Origin of the sequence: Mycobacterium senriense, from assembly GCF_019668465.1 — a bacterium.
GTDB lineage: Bacteria > Actinomycetota > Actinomycetes > Mycobacteriales > Mycobacteriaceae > Mycobacterium > Mycobacterium senriense.
On sequence record NZ_AP024828.1, the window covers coordinates 2,765,221 to 2,781,427 of the forward strand.

Consider the following 16,207-nt stretch of genomic DNA (forward strand, 5'->3'; position numbering starts at 1 on the left):
CACGGGGTTGACTGAGCAAATGACCACCGCCGGCCGGACCGTTCGCACGGAACGGGCCAGTTCCACCCAGGAGGCGATCCTGGCGGCGGCCGAGCGCCTGTACGCCGAGCATGGCATGTTCGCGGTGTCCAACCGGCAGGTCAGCGAGGCCGCGGGCCAGGGCAACAACGCTGCCGTCGGTTACCACTTCGGCACCAAGGCCGACCTGGTGCGGGCGATCGAGCAGAAGCACCGCGGGCCCGTCGAGCAGCTACGCGAACAGATGGTGACCGAACTGCTCGACACGGGCGGTTCGACCGAAATGCGCAACTGGGTGGCGTGTTTGGTACGCCCGCTCACCGATCACCTGGACGAGTTGGGCAACCCGACCTGGTACGCGCGTTTCGCGGCCCAGGCAATGACCGACCCGGCCTACTACAACATCATCGTCAAGGGCGCGCTCAGCTCCCGGTCGCTGGTCCAGGTCGTCGAGGGCATCAACCGCTGCCTGCCCGAACTGCCGGCCGAGGTGCACTTCGAACGCAACATCATGGCCCGAAACCTGTTGATGCACAGCTGTGCTGATCGTGAACGCGCGCTTGCCGCGGGCGCGGTGACGTCTCATCGTTCATGGCGGGCCGCGGCGTCTGGTCTCATCGACGCGATCGTGGGCCTGTGGCTGGCGCCCGTGACGGCGTACGAGTAAGGACGTGCAGATGAAAGTGACTGTTGACCAAAATGTTTGCGCTTCTTCGGGGAACTGCGTGATGAATGCGCCCGAAGTGTTCGACCAGCGTGACGACGACGGTGTCGTCGAACTGCTCAATCCCAATCCGACGCCCGAACAGGCCGAAGGCGCGCGGCGGGCGGCCGCGGCCTGCCCCGCGCTTGCCATCCACATCGAGGAATGACATGTCAGACACACTGACGAGTACCGCTACGGAGCAGACCTCCGATATCCCGGATTACCCGATGGCCAGGGAGCCGCGCTGCCCGTTCGCGCCACCACCGGACGTCATGGCACTCGCCGAAGTCCGCCCGCTGTCCCGGGTCCGGATCTGGGACGGCAGCACACCCTGGCTCATTACGGGCTACGAGCAAGTGCGCGAACTGTTTTCGGACTCACGAGTCAGCGTCGACGACCGCCAGCCCGGATTTCCGCACTGGAACGAAGGCATGCTGTCCACGGTGCACAAGCGCCCGCGGTCGGTGTTCACCGCCGACGGTGAGGAGCACACCCGATTCCGGCGCATGCTGTCGAAACCCTTCACGTTCAAGCGGGTCGAAAACCTGCGCCCGACCATCCAGCAGATCACCGACGACCACATCGACGCGATCCTCGCCGGACCCCAGCCCGCCGACATCGTCACCGCGCTGGCGCTGCCGGTGCCGTCGCTGGTGATCAGCCAGTTGCTGGGCGTTCCCTACGAAGACGCCGACATGTTCCAGCACCACGCCAACGTCGGCCTCGCGCGCTACGCCACCGGTGAAGACACCGTCAAAGGCGCGATGAGCCTGAACAAGTACCTCGCCCAGCTGGTCGAGGCCAAGATGGAGAATCCGGCCGAGGACGCGGTGTCCGACCTCGCCGAGCGGGTCACGGCCGGCGAGCTCAGCGTGAAAGAGGCCGCCCAGTTGGGCACCGGCCTGCTGATCGCCGGGCACGAAACCACCTCCAACATGATCGGGCTCGGCGTGCTCGCCTTGCTGGAAAATCCCGACCAGCTGGCCGTCATCCGCGATGCCGAAGATCCGAAGGTCATCGCCAGCGCGGTGGAAGAACTCCTGCGCTACCTCAGCATCATTCAGAACGGTCAGCGCCGCGTCGCGCTCGAAGACATCCACATCGCCGGGGAGACGATCCGTGCCGGCGAGGGCATCATCATCGATTTGGCCCCGGCCAACTGGGACGCGGACGCGTTCGCCGAACCGGACCGGCTGTACCTGCATCGCTCGGGTGCCGACCGCAACGTCGCTTTCGGCTACGGCCGGCACCAGTGCGTGGGGCAACAGCTTGCCCGCGCCGAGCTGCAGATCGTGTTCCACACGCTGGCCCGGCGCATTCCCACGCTGCAACTTGCCGTTCCGATCGAGGAGGTTCCGTTCAAGGATGACCGACTCGCCTACGGCGTCTACGAACTGCCGGTGAGCTGGTAGCCCAGCTCGCTACTCATCAAAACTGCGGATCCGAATGGAGGGTCAACGATGACGACTCAAACAAGCACGCTCTACCCGCCCGGAGGTCATGGCGCTCCGAAGGATCGGCGTGGCCACGCCGCCGGCAGCGACATCGGCCTGCCGCAGGGGACCGTGGTCTTCTCGGCCGACAACCACATCTCGCTGGCGGATGACATCTTCTACCAACGCTTCCCGGACGACCTGAAGGATAAGGCACCGCGAATCTGGTACGAGGACGGCGCCTACCAGGTCGGCCGCAAAGGACAGTCGTTTCTGCCGGGCGACTTCAGCGCCGTGCTGATGCAGTACGACGACCTGCCCGGGGCCGCGAGCACCAACATCGAGGCCCGGATCCAGGAGCTGCACGACGACGGCGTCGAAAAGGAACTGGCGTTCCCCAACGCGGTGCTGGCGCTGTTTCACTACCCGGACAAGCAGCTTCGCGAACTCGCCTTCCGCATCTACAACGAATACATCGCAGAGCTGCAGGAGCGCTCGAACGGTCACTTCTACGGCGCCGGGCTGATCAACTGGTGGGATCCGGAGGGTGCCCGCAAGACGCTGGCCGAGCTGAAGTCATTGGGAATCAAGACCTTCCTGTTGCCGCTTAACCCCGGCAAGGACGACGACGGCAACATCATCGACTACGGCAGCACCGCAATGAAGCCGGTCTGGGACGAGATCGAGGCCGCCGGTCTTCCGGTGGCCCACCACATCGGAGAGACGCCGCCGAAAACCCCGTGCCAGTTCAACAGCGTGGTGGTCGGCATGATGATCAACATTGACGGCTTCCGCGAGCAGTTCGCCAAATACCTGTTCACCGGAATTCTCGATGATCATCCCGGGCTGCGAATCGGCTGGTTCGAAGGTGGGATCGCTTGGGTGCCTTGGGCGTTGCAGGACGCCGACCACCTGATGGGGTCATACCAGCACATGTTCAACCGGACCCTCGAGCACGAACCACGCTACTACTGGGACACCCACATGAGCGCGTCGTTCATGGTCGACCCGCTGGGCCTGCAGCTGATCGACCAGATCGGGGTGGACAAGGTGATGTGGTCCAGCGACTATCCGCACAACGAGAGCACCTACGGCTATTCGGAGAAATCTCTGAAATCCGTTGTGGACGCGGTGGGTCCGGACAACGCGGTGAAGATCGTCAGCGGCAACGTCACGAAGTTCCTGGGTCTGTAGTGACGACGTTCGCGCAACTGGATACCAACACCGGCAACGGACTGGTGATCCCGGAAACAGCCGACCTGGCTCGCCTGCGCCGCGAGACGGGAGCCCGGCTGCGTTCGGCGATGGCCGAGCGCGGGGTCGACGCGATGATCCTGCTGGGCAACAACGCGGTGGTTTACGCCACCGGTGCCAGCTGGCCACTCGGCGATGCCGGATTGTCCTACGTTGAACGGCCGGTGGCCGTGGTGCTCACCGACGACCAATGGCCGCACCTGTTCCTGCCCTTCCGCGAAGGGGCGTCGCAGGAGTCGGACTTGCCCGCCGACCACTTGCACGGGCCCGTTTACCTCGAATTCGACGAGGGCGTACAGCATTTCGCGCGTCAGCTGGCCGACCTCATCCCGACCAAAGCGGTAGTCGCGGTCGACGAGTTCACCGGCGCCATGTCGCGCGCCGGGAAGCTACTGTTCCCCGGCGGTGCACCGGTTGACGCCGCGGCCATCGTCAGCGCCGCCAAGTCGGTAAAGACACCGGACGAATTGTCCTGCATGCGCACCGCGATCCGGATCACCGACGAGGCGATGGTCGAGGTCCAGAAGAGCCTGGCCCCCGGTATCCGTCAGATCGATTTGTCGGCAAGCTTTTTGCGCCGTGCCTTCGCGCTGGGTGCAACGGCCAGCATGCTCGAACCGATCTGGCAGGTGATGCCGCCGAGTAAGGCCGAGGGAGTCTGGACCACGCACGGCGATTTGGCGCTGCCGCTACTGACCACCGAACGCGAGCTGGCCGAAGGTGATGTGCTGTGGACCGACGTCAGCATCACCTATCAGGGCTACTGCTCCGACTTCGGGCGCACCTGGATCGTCGGGCGGGATCCGTCGCCGCGTCAGCGGGCGCAGTTCGACAAATGGTTCGAGATCATGAGCTCGGTTCTCGGCGTCGCCAAGGCCGGCGCCACCGCGGCGGACCTGGGCCGGGCCGCTATCAAGGCGAACGGCGGCACCAAACCGTGGCTGCCGCACTTCTACCTGGGCCACGGCATCGGGGTCAACGCCGCCGAAATGCCGATGATAGGAACCGATCTCGGGCAGGAATTCGACGAGAACTTCGTCCTGCAGGCCGGGATGGTGCTGGTGCTGGAGCCCGTGGTGTGGGAAGACGGCACCGGCGGCTACCGCAGCGAAGAGGTCCTGGTGATAACCGAGGAAGGCTGGATCCGTTTGACCAACTACCCCTATGACCCCTATGGCAACTGAAGTCCTGCCCGACGAGCGCACACTGCGCTCGGGACGCCGCCAGCGGGCGCTGGCTCAGATGGCGGCACACGATCTCGACGTCCTGGTCCTCGGCCGGCAGGCCAACGTCCGTTACGTCACCGGGGCGCCGCAGCTGTGGGTCGCCGGCACCCGGCCGTTCGGGCCGACCTGCGTGCTGGTGCGTGAGACCGGTGCCGTGCACCTCCTGAGCACCTGGGACGAGGGTGTTCCCGAGGACATCCCCCATGAGAACCTCTACGGCATCTCGTGGAACCCGATGAACACGATGTCCGCCCTGCAACGCATCGACGGTGCGGCAACCGCCAGGCGCGTCGGAACCGACGCGCTATCACCGGTTTTCGCGCAGCTCCTGCCGACCGCGTTTCCGAACGCGCAGCTGGTCGACGGCGAGCTCGCCATGCGGGCGGCACGCCGCATCAAGACGGACGAGGAAATCGCCGCGCTGCGCGAGTCCGTCGCGGTGGCCGAGTCTGCGCTGGCGGCCGCGGTCTCGGAGTTGCGGCCGGGCGTAACCGAACAGGCGCTGGCCGGTGTCTTGCTCGAGGCCTCCTCGGCCGGCGGTGTGAGCACGCCGTCGAATCAAGATGTCGCATGGGTGACATCGCGCACGCACCCCTGGCGGCGCGCCCACGGCGACGGTCGCATTCAGGACGGCGACCTGGTGGCGTTCTCCGCCGGAGTGCTGGCGGGAGGCTACATCGGCGAAGTCGGCCGGACCTGGCCCGCCGACAACCGGCACGCGCCCGGCGGCGCCGCCGCCCTACATGGGCGGTGGGAACGACTGTGGAACAAGCTGTTTACCGCCTGTCGGCCCGGCGCGGGCGCGAGCGAACTGCTCGAAGCCTACCGGGCCGCGGACGAGCCCGAGCCGCCGATGCCGGTGGCCCGCGGCCTGGGCATGGGGTTCGACCCACCCGTCGTCTCCAAGCACCTGCCTACCACCGCGGCCGACGAACATCTGGAGCCCGGGATGGTGCTGGCCGTGACGGGCTACGTGTGGGAAGAAGGAGTCGGCGCGGTATTCGGGCGGGAAGCGGTCCTGATCACCGCCGACGGCCCCGAAGTGCTTACCGCGAGCCCGTTCTGGCAGCCCTAGTCATGCCCGAGCCCCCGGAGCCGGAGGCCGAAGAGATCATCCGGTACCACAAAGACGCCGTGACGCGGATCGCCACGATCACGTTCGACCGACCGGACTATCTCAACGCACCGACGGTCGCCGCACGCCTGCGCTACGCGGACTTGTTGCACCGGGCCAGCATTGACGACGACGTCAAGGTTCTGGTGGTCCGCGGAGCCGGCGACGACCTTGGTTCGGGCGCGGACCTGACCGAGGTGATGCGGATGCGTGATGCGGCGGACCAGAGCCCGCGGCTTGCCGAATACCGGATCGGCGCCGACGAAATCCGGTATCCGCCGCAGGGTTCGTTCCGCAACGGTGCCACCCTGGGCCAGTGGTACGCCAACCCGAATTCGGGCATCCGCGGCCTGCAGGACTTCAAGAAGATCTCCATCCTGGAGGCAAAGGGCTACTGCTACGGCTGGCACTTCTACCAGGCCGCCGACGCCGATCTGGTCATCTCCAGCGACGATGCGCTGTTCGGGCATCCGTCGTTCCGGTATTACGGCTGGGGTCCCCGGATGTGGTGGTGGGCGCAGACCATGGGCATTCGCAAGTTCCAGGAAATGGTGTTCACCGGAAGGGCATTCACCGCCGCCGAGATGTATGACTGCAACTTCCTCAACAGTGTGGTACCGCGGGACGAACTCGAGGCCGAGGTGGAGAGATACGCGTTGGCCTGCGCGAGTAACCGCCCAACCGACACGGTGTTCATGCAGAAGGTCTTCTTCGAGATCATGAAGCAGTTCCAGGGCGAATACCTCGGCAGCATGCTCAGCGGCGTCTTCGAGTCGATGGGCGCCGGCGTGCGCCCGGATGGCGGCGACGAGCTGATGCTCGACGACGCGATGAAGCGGGGTCTGGGCGACGCGGTCAAGGACAACGATGACAAGTTCCCCGCCGAATGGCGGCTGAGCAAGAAGGCGCGCAAGAAGGCGCGTGCCGACAAGGGCGCCAAAGCGAAAAGAAAGAAACAGTGACGCCACACCGCGTCGGACCGCCGCTGGCCGGCTATACGGTGATCGACCTGTCCACCGGTATAGCCGGCGCCTACTGCACCAAGCTGCTCGCCGACGGCGGTGCCGACGTCGTGAAAATCGAGTCACCCGAGGGTGATTCGCTGCGCCGGTGGTCGGCATCGGACGCCACCATCCCGGCCGGCGGGGACGGCGCCCTGTTCAGCTTCCTGGCCGGGGCGAAACACGGTGTCGTTGCCGATCTCGCCGACGACGCCGACGCCGAGCTGGTGAACCGGCTGCTCGCGTCCGCGGACGCGGCGGTGTGGTCGGCCGGCTCGAAAGTGGCCGAGCACCCGGACTTTACGCCGGACGCCATCCACCGCCGCCACCCGCATCTCACCGTCACCTCGATCACACCGTTCGGGCTGGAAGGCCCCTGGCGAGACCGTGCCGCGACCGAGTTCACCCTGCAGGCGTGGTCGGGCGGGATCGTCGGGCTCGGCCGCGGCGAGCAGGAGCGTGCGCCCGTCTTCGTCGGTGGTCAAGTCGGTGAGTACCTGGCCGGCGTCTACGCCAGCGTGGCCACCCTGACGTCGCGCTGGCGCCGAATCGACGGCGGAGCAGGCGAAGTGCTGGACCTGTCGATGCTCGAGACACAGATTCTGTGCCTCACCTATTACCCGGTGTCCTACTTCGAAGTGCTCGGACGGCCGTGGCGAGACATGCGACGGCCGACCATCCCTGGGGTGGCCCAGGCTAAGGACGGGCTGGTGGATCTCGGCTGCGGGACCGCGCAGCAGTGGTTCGACCTGTGCGCGATGGTAGGCCACCCGGAGTGGATCGATGAGGAATCGCCGCTGTCGATCACCGAGCAGGCCAACATCCACGCCGAGGAGCTCTTTTCCTGGCTGGCGGAGACCCCGGTTGACGAAATCCGGGAACTGGCCTCGGCGTTCCGTATTCCCAACGCGCGCGTGGCGAACGGCGCCAACGTCACTTCCTTCGATCAGTTCGTGGAGCGCGAGTCATTCGCGCGCAATCCGCGCGATGGCTTCCAGCAGCCGAGCCACCCGTATCGCATGTGGCCTGCGCAATTGCGCGCCCCGCAGCCGGCGCCGCGGCTGGGCGAGCACACCGAGCGCTATCGTGCAGCAGCTCTCCCGGCGCGGCCGGCGCCGACCGGAGCGGCGAAAGCGCTGCCGCTGCAAGGTATTCGGGTGTTGGACATGACGACGTTCTGGGCGGGTCCATGCTGCACCCATTCGCTGGCATTGCTCGGGGCCGAGGTCATCCATATCGAGTCGACCAGCCGTCCCGATGGCACACGGATGATCGCCGGTATACCGATCACCGAGGACCAGTGGTGGGAGAAGTCACCGATCTTCGAGGCCCTCAACACCAACAAGAAGGGCCTGACTCTGGACCTGCAGAGTCCGCGGGGGCGCGAGCTACTGCGTGAGTTCATCGCCACGTGCGACGTCGTGGTGGAGAATTTCACCCCGCGGGTGCTGGACCAGATCGGGCTGGATTTCGCCGCGGTGCAATCGATTCGGCCGGACACCGTGATGGTGCGGATGCCCGGCTTCGGCCTCGAAGGCCCGTGGCGGGACAATCCCGCTTTCGCCTACGTCATCGAATCCGCCTCCGGCGTGAGCTGGCTTACCGGCTATCCGGATCGAACGCCGTACGACCCGTATTCGATCGGTGACCCCAACGCGGGTGTGCACGCGCTCAACGCGATACTGCTCGCGCTCGAGCACCGGCGCCGCACCGGCGAGGGCGTGTTCGTGGAGGCGGCGATGGTCGATGCCGCCCTGAGCATCGCCGCCGAGCAGGTCATCGAGTACACGGCATACGGGGCGCTGCTCGAGCGGGCCGGCAACAGGGGACCGACCGCCGCACCGCAGAACCTCTACCTCAGCGCCGACATCGACGAATTCGGCCGGCTCGACAGCTGGGTCGCCATCGCAGTGGCCACCGGCGATCAGTGGGACAGCCTGTGCCGGGCGCTCGGATCACCCCCCTGGGCAACCGATCCCAGGCTCTCCACCGAATCCGGCCGACGCACACACCACAATGCCATCGACGAGCAACTCGCGGCCTGGTGCCGGTACCGCAGCTGCGACGAAATCGTCGCAACCCTGTGGGACGCCGGCGTGCCCGTCGCCAAAGTCATGCAACCGCACCGCCAACCCGAGCTGGAACAGTTGGCGTTCCGGGATTTCTTCGAAGAGGTCGACCATCCGGTCAACGGCCCGGCTAGGCTCAGCAGCGTGCCGATGAGGTTCTCGGCCGGACCCCACAAGTTCCACACCGAGCATGCGCCGCTGTTGGGGCAGCACAACCACGAACTGCTGTCCGGCCTGGGCCTGTCCGGTTCGGAGATCGCCGCCCTGGAAACCGACGGCGTGATCGGCAGCGCGCCGGCCATGCGCGCGAGGAGCTGATCGACCATGGCGATCGATCCGTCGAACATTCTGCTCACCGGTCGGGTAGCGGTGGTGACCGGTGGGGGAGCCGGCATCGGGCGCGGCATCGCGGCCGGGATGGCGGCATTCGGTGCCCGGGTGGCGATCTGGGAACGCGACCCGGAAACCTGTGCGCAGGCAGCCGAATCCATTGGTGCCCTGGGAATCGTCGCCGATGTCCGAGACAGTGAGCAGGTGGACGCCGCACTTGAGCGCACCAGCGCCGAACTCGGCACGCCCACGATCCTGGTCAACAACGCCGGCGGGGTGTTCTCCTCACCGTTGCTGGAAACCAGCGAAAACGGCTGGGACGCCTTGTATCGTGCCAACCTGCGCCACGTGCTGCTGTGCAGCCAACGGATCGCCCGGCAGATGGTGTCCGCGAGCCTGCCCGGCTGCATCATCTCGCTCACCTCGATCGAGGGCGTACGGGCCGCACCGGGCTACGCGGCATACGCCGCCGCCAAGGCCGGTGTCATCAACTACACCAAAACCGCGGCGCTGGAACTGGCCCCGCACAACATCCGGGTCAACGCGATAGCGCCGGATATCACGCTCACCGAAGGGCTGGCGAACCTTGGCGGCGGTGCCGCGATCGCCGCCATGGGAAACATCGTGCCGCTGGGACGTCCCGGCCATGTCGACGAAATCGCCGGTGCCGCGGTGTTTCTAGCCTCCGACATGTCGGGCTACCTGACCGGCCAGACGCTCCACGTCGACGGCGGCACCCAGGCCTCCGGCGGTTGGTATCACGACCCGCGGACCGGCGACTACCGGTTGGGGCCGACGAGCTAGTGCGTCCAGCCCTCGGCGGCCTGTTCGTCGAAGGTGCGGTCAATGCGTTCGAACCTGCGCTTGACCGACGCACGGGCCGCCTCGTGCGGCAGGATGTACAAGCGGTTGGCCAGAATTGCGTCGGCCGTCAGCCGTGCCACGCCATCGACCGACACCGTGTCATCCTGCGTCGGCGGGAGCTGTCCGAAGCCGCTCGTCAGGTCCGGCGCTGATGCGAGCCCGTCATCCGCGCCGCGAATTCGTTCCGAGTTCGCGACCAACCCCGTCTCGATGACCATCGGGCAAAGCACCGAGACGCCGATGCCGTTGTCCCTGACCTCGCGGGCCAGCGTCTCGGCCAGCCCGACGACGCCGTACTTGGCAACGCCGTATGCCCCGAGGCCGGCGTTGGGCACCAGCCCGGCAAAGGAAGCGGTGAATGCGATGTGGCCACCCCTGCCCTGCTCGATCAACTTCGGCACGAATGCCTCGACGGCGTGGATCGAACCCCACAAGTCGATATCGATGACCCAGCGCCAGTCCTCGTGCGTCATCGCGGCGAGCGGACCGGCGACGACTATGCCCGCATTGCTGAACACGACATCGACCTGACCCAGCAGACGAAAGGATTCGTCCGCGAGGTGAGTCATTTGATCCAGATGCCGCACATCGCACGTCACCCCGTGCGCGTCGAACCCCTCGGCCTTCAATTGCGCCACGGCTCGTTCCAGCGCGGAGCCGTCGACGTCGGCCAGCACCAGGCGGGCCCCGCGTCGGGCGAATTCGGTGGCGGTGGCCAAACCGATGCCACTCGCACCGCCGGTGATGACCGCCCCGCGTCCCTCGAAACCGTCCATGGATTCCGAGCGTATTACTCGCCCGGGAAACGGTGTGAGAGACATCATGTAGATTGGGCCCTAACTATTAGGGCACCATGTAACTATGGCCGCTCCGACTGCGCGCGACATCGATCCGCTGGCGCTCGAACACCAGGTGTGCTTCGCGCTGGCGACGACCAACCGGGCGGTCCTGGCGGTGTATCGGCCCCTGTTGGAGCCGCTCGGCCTGACGCATCCGCAATACCTGGTGATGCTGGCGCTGTGGGATCACCGCAAGGCTCCCGCGGCGGACCAGTTCCCGTTGTCGGTCAAGCAGATTGCCGCCGCGTTGCAGATGGATTCCGCCACACTTTCGCCGATGCTCAAGCGCCTGGAGGCGCAGGGGCTGATCACCCGCGCCAAGAACGCGGCCGACGAGCGCACCACCGATGTGATGCTGACGCAGCGCGGAATCGCCTTGCGGGAGCGAGCACTTGAGATTCCGCCCGCCGTGGTGGCGCGTCTGGGTGTCGAGCTGGCCGAACTCGAGAACCTACATCGGGTCCTCACCCGTATCAACGCCGCCGCCGTCGCGGCCGGCGCACTGCAATCCTGAAACCCGAGGAGCCATCATGACCGACGCGAAACCCAATCTGTGGCAGCGGATCGGCTATTCCTACGGCCGGCGACTGCCCGACTCGATGCGCACCTGGGTGGCCCGCGATCTGGCCGGGGAGGGAGCCGTTCGCCGGCACATGATCAGGTGGGCGATCCCGCCCCTGCTGGTGCTTGCTCCGTTCTGGCTGTTGCCGGCCTCGCTCTACGTGCACACGGAGATGACCGCGCCGCTCTACATCTGGTCGCTGCTGATAACGCTTGCCCTGAACAAGGTCTGGCGCCGCCACCGGCTGGCGGTCCATGGACTGGACCCGAACCTGGTCGACGTGGTCGCCCGCCGGAAACAGGCGCGGATGCACGAGGACTACATCGCCCGCTACGGGCCGCGACCCGAATCGGCCGAATGGCAGTCCAACAGCAGCCCCTTCTAGCGGCTACTTCAGGCAGCTGCCCGCGTCGACGGGCAGCGTCACACCGGTGATGTAGCGAGCTTCATCGGAGGCGAAGAACAGCACCGCGTTGCTGATATCGATCGGCTCAACCCAGGGGATCGGCAGCGTGTGGAAAAGCTGGCAGATCGGCGCCATGTCGTCCGGACCCGGGTTTTCCAGGTCCGGGCGGAACATCTTGAAGGTGCCGTCATTGTGCAGCATCGGCGTCTTGACGTGGGTCGGGTGCACGGAGTTGACGCGAATCATGTGCTGTCCCAGCTCAACTCCGAAGGCGCGCATCAGCCCGACGACGCCGTGCTTGGCCGCGACGTAGTGGCCGGTGTGGGGGTAGGCCTTGAGCCCGCCCACCGAGCTGGTCAGGATGATCGAACCGCCGTTGCCACCCGCGATCAGGTGCGGCACACCGGCTTTCACCGTCTTCCACACGCCGGCCAGGTTGATGTCGATCATCTCGGTCCAGTCTTCTTCACTGGTCTTGTCCAAAGTCTCGCCGCCGTTGCCGATTCCGGCGTTGGCCACGATGATGTCGAGCCGGCCGAGCTGCTCGACGCCGTTGTCCACCGCCGCCTTGAGTGCGTCGAAGTTGCGGACATCGACCTCGGCCGTGAAGATCCTGCGGTTGTGCCCCTTGACCAGGTCGGCGGTCTCGGCGAGGTCTTCGGGCGTCGACGCCGGGATCGCGGTGTCCAGCACGCCCTCGCGGATGGGCTTACAGATGTCGACGGCGATGATGTCGGCACCCTCCTGGGCCAACCGCACCGCATGGCTGCGGCCCTGACCGCGTGCCGCTCCGGTGACGAAAGCGACTTTGCCCTCAACACGTCCGGTCATGGCTACCTCAACTCCTGACTTGATCTGATCGGCACGCCTCAGCGGGGAACAAACGCGTTCTACAGGACCGCGGGTCTTGCCGCCCTTGAACTCTGTCATTCGGCCATCACGGGTGTCAATGACGGATCCGTTTCGGCTATTTCTGGTTCTAGATATTAGAGAATCTCATTCTCACCGGCAAACGGCGTGCGCTATTTGCTCATCGAGAGACGAGGGGGGTGCGGCGTGCTCGGGGTGTACTACGCGACGAATCCGCGTGAGCAGAAGTCCCATACCTCTTCGGCGGTGATGGGGTGCATCGTCGCGTCGTCGGGCCCGCCGCTGGATTGCGCGATGAACATGACGGTCTGCATGGTCATGGCGGCCACCCGCTTGGGATTGATGGTGGTACGCAGCTTTCCGGCGTCGTGGGCCGCGTCCATCAGCTCCGTCAGCAACGCGAGGAGCGGCGCATGGGCGACTTTGACCTCCGCAGGATGCGTCACCAGCAACCTTGGAGCAAAGTCGGTGAACAGCGGACGCTTGGCCGTGGGGTCCGGGCGGGACGCCTCGTAGAGGAGTTGGACGGCGACCTGCAGCCGCTCCAGCGGATCGGTTTGGCTCTCGGTGGCGGCGCGGATCTGGTCGGCCGATCGGCTCAGGGCGTCCTCGAAGAGCGCCAGCAGCAACTCGTGCTTGCCGTCGAATTGCAGGTAGAAGCTGCGCAACGATTGGCGGGAGCGGTCCACGACCTCCTGCACGGTAAAGTCCGTGCTGCCCTTTTCGATGATGATGGCCTGGGCCGCGTCGAGGAAGCGCTGAACACGTTGCGCCGCGCGCAGTTTCGCAGTCTTGATGGACCGCTCGACGGCACGCTGCTTCCAGGCCGGCTCTTCGCTGGGGTTGGTCACGGCTGGCTCAGGTGATTGCCGCGAGGGGAGAACATGGTTGGACTCTACCGGAGAACGCCGTGACATCGCTGCGCTCGACCCCCTCACGGATCACGTGTCGGAGATTGTAACTTTCTTACCACGAGAATACTATTCTCTTAGACGTGTGTATGGAAGCGTAATCGCAAGAGTGAACCCCTTCGTCGGCGGAAACCCGAATCTACCGACGGCTCGGTGCGCTCAGACTCATCCCGGGAAGTGTCGTGCAGCTGACGTTTGACGCCGACGTGGAGGCGTTCCGAGCCGAATTCGTGGCATTTCTCGACGCGCATCTGCCTCCCGAAGCCGAGGCGCTGGTGCGGCCGCGGTCCAGTTCGGACATCCCGCAGTGGGCCCGCCGCTGGCAACGCCTGCTGTTCGACAGCGGATGGCTACAGCCCGGCAACCCGCCCGAGTTCGGCGGGCGCAACGCCACGCTGTTGCAGCAATACGTGTACCAGGAGGAGCTGTCCCGCCGGCGCATCTATCAGAGTTTCAATCCGCAGGGCGTGGGCATCATCGCGGCGTCATTGCTGTCGTTCGGCACACCCGAGCAGAAACAGCGTTGGGCGGTGCCGATTTTGCGCGCGGAGATCACCGCGTCGCTGGGGATGAGCGAACCCGGTGCAGGCTCGGATCTCGCGTCGCTGAAGACGCGCGCGGTGCGCGATGGTGACCACTTCGTCGTCAATGGGCAGAAAGTGTGGACCTCGGGCGCCCATCAAGCCGATGTGTTGCTGACATTCGTGCGCACCGACCCGGACGCGCCAAAACACAAGGGCATCAGCGCTTTACTGATTCCGACCGACACCCCCGGCGTAGTGCGTCGCCCCTTCGCTTCGGTGGGCGACATCGAAGACGTCGACTTCAACGAGGTCTTCTTCACCGACGCGCGGGTGCCGGCCGAGAACTTGGTGGGGGAGCTCAACGCCGGCTGGCGCGTCGCGACCGGTTCGCTCGGCCACGAACGCGCGATGCTGTGGCTGGATTACGCAGACATGTTGCGCGCGTTGACCGTCGAGTCCAGCCCCGCAGGGCCCGTGCAGCGGGATCACTACGCGACGCTGGTGATGGATTTCTACGCGATGCGGCTGCTGGGGTCGGCGACGCTGGCCAAAGCCGCGCGCGGCGAGGAGGACGTGCCCGCCCAGTCGGTGCTCAAGCTGCTCGGTTCGGAGGCGATGCAACGCGCCAGCGAGGACGCCCTCAACGCCAAAGACGGCGACGGACTGCCACTGCGCGCGGTCACGGCCCCGTTCGCGCCGCTCAACCTGGACAGCCACTACGGCAGCTGGTTCGACCGGTACACCCGCACCTTCGCCGCGACCATCGCCGGCGGTACGTCGGAAATTCAGCGCAACATCATCGCCGAACGCGTACTCGGGCTGCCGCGCAATTGAGCTGCGCGTCAGTGATTTCGGGCGTCAAGCTGGGCGTAGTAGCCGATGGCGACCAGACCCGCCACTATCGCGATCGCCCCTAAAACCATGCCGGCCAAGGCAGTTCGGGGGTTGTTCGCCTCCCCGCGGCCAACCCGTCGGCGGGCGATGTCGCCCGTCACCACCGCCGCGATGCCGAAGGGCACGCCGAGCAGCAACCAGCAGGTGAGGAGTCCCACCAGGCCCAGCAGCACCGAGGCGACGCCTACCTGGTTTTGTGGTGCGTCGGGGTGACTCATTACGTCCCAACCTCCTCGGGCTGACGGCCGGCGCCAATTGGCCGCCGCGCCCAGTCTGCTCCGAGCTGCGCCCGCGGGACAAGAAATGGGGTGTACCGCGGCCTGACGGCCGACGCGCGGCCTCCGGGGGCGTCCCGTTACAGCTGCGCGAGCCGTGGCGCAGATCCGGCCGCCACCACCGCTTTTCCGGCGGCACGCGTCAGTTCGCGAGAGCTGCCCAGTAGTCCGTCGAGAATCAGCGACCGCTTGATGTGGTGGTGCAGCGGATGCTCGGCGGTGAAGCCGATACCGCCCAGCACCTGCTGGCAGTGGCGTGCGGCGGTCAGCGCGGCCCGGCCGGCCGCGGCCTTCGCCAACAGGGAAGCCAGTCCCTGCGGGTCGTCGCACTCCGTGGCAGCCTGCAGTGTGGCCTCGGCACCTTCGATCGCGACGAGTGTTTCGGCCAGCCGGTGCCGGATCGCCTGGAACGAGCTGATGTGCCGGCCGAACTGAACGCGGTCCACGGCGTGCTGACGGGCCAGTGACAGCATCGCGTGGCTGGTCCCCACCAGCCACCAACCCAGGGCGCGCCAACCCGCTTGCAGTGCGGCCGACGGCAAGGGACCCTCTTGCGGCACAGGGCGTATCGGCAGCAGCTCGTCGATCGCCGAGCCGGGGTGGTCGCCGCGCTCCCACAGCACCCAGGAGCCGCCGGCGAACGGCAGCGGCAGCGTGCCCCCCGGCGCGTCACCCGCCGCGCACAGCACCACATCGTTGAGTGCGGGGGCGTGCGCGCCGGTCTCGCCGAGCAGCTTGAACACCAGAGGGATTGCGATGTCCGGCATTTCGTCGAGCATGTCGCGCCAGCCGAGGTCGGTCAGCGCCGCGTCAAGCTTGGCTCCCGAGGCGGCGCTCATCGTCGTCCGCAACGAGTCCGCCAGCAGGCGCAGCGATTCGGGGTCTGACTCGGTGTCTGCCGAAGGGGCCAC

17 protein-coding genes are annotated in these 16,207 nt (G+C 66.2%); 12 read left to right on the plus strand and 5 right to left on the minus strand.

The annotated features are described in order from the left end of the window. Positions 1-19: 19 nt before the first annotated feature. The 9 genes from MTY59_RS13305 (at position 20) to MTY59_RS13345 (ending at position 9,955) form a co-directional block, all read left to right on the plus strand. Entirely contained in the window at positions 20-685 is a 666-nt protein-coding gene (locus tag MTY59_RS13305) for a TetR/AcrR family transcriptional regulator (protein WP_221046040.1), read from the plus strand. A 10-nt stretch (positions 686-695) separates the two neighbouring features. Beyond that, complete coding sequence (locus MTY59_RS13310; RefSeq protein WP_221046428.1) at positions 696-890, plus strand: ferredoxin; 195 nt, start codon at positions 696-698, stop codon at positions 888-890. Position 891: 1 nt separating this feature from the next. Beyond that, complete coding sequence (locus tag MTY59_RS13315) at positions 892-2,136, plus strand: cytochrome P450 (protein ID WP_221046041.1); 1,245 nt, start codon at positions 892-894, stop codon at positions 2,134-2,136. Between the two features lie 153 nt (positions 2,137-2,289). After that, a complete protein-coding gene (locus MTY59_RS13320) occupies positions 2,290-3,351 on the plus strand; it encodes an amidohydrolase family protein (RefSeq protein WP_221046429.1) in 1,062 nt (353 codons plus the stop codon). Continuing rightward, a complete protein-coding gene (locus tag MTY59_RS13325; protein ID WP_221046042.1) occupies positions 3,351-4,595 on the plus strand; it encodes a M24 family metallopeptidase in 1,245 nt (414 codons plus the stop codon). The genes MTY59_RS13320 and MTY59_RS13325 overlap by 1 nt, the downstream gene beginning before the upstream one ends. Next, positions 4,585-5,712, plus strand: coding sequence for a M24 family metallopeptidase (locus tag MTY59_RS13330; RefSeq protein ID WP_221046043.1), 1,128 nt, complete (start codon positions 4,585-4,587; stop codon positions 5,710-5,712). Before MTY59_RS13325 ends, MTY59_RS13330 begins: the two co-directional genes overlap by 11 nt. 2 nt (positions 5,713-5,714) lie before the next feature. After that, complete coding sequence (locus MTY59_RS13335; RefSeq protein WP_221046044.1) at positions 5,715-6,713, plus strand: enoyl-CoA hydratase/isomerase family protein; 999 nt, start codon at positions 5,715-5,717, stop codon at positions 6,711-6,713. After that, positions 6,710-9,139 (plus strand): CaiB/BaiF CoA-transferase family protein, encoded by a 2,430-nt coding sequence (locus tag MTY59_RS13340; protein ID WP_221046045.1) that lies wholly within the window; start codon positions 6,710-6,712, stop codon positions 9,137-9,139. Before MTY59_RS13335 ends, MTY59_RS13340 begins: the two co-directional genes overlap by 4 nt. A gap of 6 nt (positions 9,140-9,145) precedes the next feature. Next, a complete protein-coding gene (locus MTY59_RS13345) occupies positions 9,146-9,955 on the plus strand; it encodes an SDR family NAD(P)-dependent oxidoreductase (RefSeq protein WP_221046046.1) in 810 nt (269 codons plus the stop codon). Here the strand turns inward: MTY59_RS13345 and MTY59_RS13350 are convergent. After that, complete coding sequence (locus MTY59_RS13350) at positions 9,952-10,791, minus strand: SDR family NAD(P)-dependent oxidoreductase (RefSeq protein ID WP_221046047.1); 840 nt, start codon at positions 10,789-10,791, stop codon at positions 9,952-9,954. The two genes, MTY59_RS13345 and MTY59_RS13350, sit on opposite strands and share 4 nt — an antisense overlap. 85 nt (positions 10,792-10,876) lie before the next feature. On the opposite strand from MTY59_RS13350, the gene MTY59_RS13355 reads away from it, so the two are divergent. Both MTY59_RS13355 and MTY59_RS13360 read left to right on the plus strand, forming a co-directional pair. Then, a complete protein-coding gene (locus MTY59_RS13355) occupies positions 10,877-11,368 on the plus strand; it encodes a MarR family winged helix-turn-helix transcriptional regulator (RefSeq protein ID WP_221046048.1) in 492 nt (163 codons plus the stop codon). Positions 11,369-11,384: 16 nt separating this feature from the next. After that, positions 11,385-11,801: a DUF5313 domain-containing protein gene (locus MTY59_RS13360; protein WP_221046049.1), complete on the plus strand. Its 417-nt coding sequence runs from the start codon at positions 11,385-11,387 to the stop codon at positions 11,799-11,801. A 3-nt stretch (positions 11,802-11,804) separates the two neighbouring features. On the opposite strand, the gene MTY59_RS13365 is transcribed toward MTY59_RS13360, so the two are convergent. Then, positions 11,805-12,653, minus strand: a complete 849-nt coding sequence (locus tag MTY59_RS13365) for a mycofactocin-coupled SDR family oxidoreductase (protein ID WP_221046050.1) — start codon at positions 12,651-12,653, stop codon at positions 11,805-11,807. 239 nt (positions 12,654-12,892) lie between these two features. Next, positions 12,893-13,543, minus strand: a complete 651-nt coding sequence (locus MTY59_RS13370) for a TetR/AcrR family transcriptional regulator (RefSeq protein WP_221046051.1) — start codon at positions 13,541-13,543, stop codon at positions 12,893-12,895. Between the two features lie 242 nt (positions 13,544-13,785). Here MTY59_RS13370 and MTY59_RS13375 point away from each other — a divergent pair, with 242 nt between their 5' ends. Then, positions 13,786-14,961: an acyl-CoA dehydrogenase family protein gene (locus tag MTY59_RS13375; RefSeq protein WP_221046052.1), complete on the plus strand. Its 1,176-nt coding sequence runs from the start codon at positions 13,786-13,788 to the stop codon at positions 14,959-14,961. Positions 14,962-14,969: 8 nt separating this feature from the next. On the opposite strand, the gene MTY59_RS13380 is transcribed toward MTY59_RS13375, so the two are convergent. Beyond that, positions 14,970-15,239 carry a DUF4190 domain-containing protein gene (locus tag MTY59_RS13380; RefSeq protein WP_221046053.1) on the minus strand — a complete coding sequence of 90 codons (270 nt, stop codon included), beginning with the start codon at positions 15,237-15,239 and terminating at the stop codon, positions 14,970-14,972. 137 nt (positions 15,240-15,376) lie between these two features. Continuing rightward, positions 15,377-16,207: an acyl-CoA dehydrogenase family protein gene (locus tag MTY59_RS13385; protein ID WP_221046054.1), complete on the minus strand. Its 831-nt coding sequence runs from the start codon at positions 16,205-16,207 to the stop codon at positions 15,377-15,379.

Coding starts and splice junctions, on each gene's coding strand:
- MTY59_RS13350 (WP_221046047.1), bottom strand. CDS start 10,791: ATGGACGGTTTCGAGGGACGCGGGGCGGTCATCACCGGCGGTGCGAGT.
- MTY59_RS13380 (WP_221046053.1), bottom strand. CDS start 15,239: ATGAGTCACCCCGACGCACCACAAAACCAGGTAGGCGTCGCCTCGGTG.
- MTY59_RS13310 (WP_221046428.1), top strand. CDS start 696: ATGAAAGTGACTGTTGACCAAAATGTTTGCGCTTCTTCGGGGAACTGC.
- MTY59_RS13365 (WP_221046050.1), bottom strand. CDS start 12,653: ATGACCGGACGTGTTGAGGGCAAAGTCGCTTTCGTCACCGGAGCGGCA.
- MTY59_RS13315 (WP_221046041.1), top strand. CDS start 892: ATGTCAGACACACTGACGAGTACCGCTACGGAGCAGACCTCCGATATC.
- MTY59_RS13360 (WP_221046049.1), top strand. CDS start 11,385: ATGACCGACGCGAAACCCAATCTGTGGCAGCGGATCGGCTATTCCTAC.
- MTY59_RS13330 (WP_221046043.1), top strand. CDS start 4,585: ATGGCAACTGAAGTCCTGCCCGACGAGCGCACACTGCGCTCGGGACGC.
- MTY59_RS13355 (WP_221046048.1), top strand. CDS start 10,877: ATGGCCGCTCCGACTGCGCGCGACATCGATCCGCTGGCGCTCGAACAC.
- MTY59_RS13345 (WP_221046046.1), top strand. CDS start 9,146: ATGGCGATCGATCCGTCGAACATTCTGCTCACCGGTCGGGTAGCGGTG.
- MTY59_RS13305 (WP_221046040.1), top strand. CDS start 20: ATGACCACCGCCGGCCGGACCGTTCGCACGGAACGGGCCAGTTCCACC.
- MTY59_RS13335 (WP_221046044.1), top strand. CDS start 5,715: ATGCCCGAGCCCCCGGAGCCGGAGGCCGAAGAGATCATCCGGTACCAC.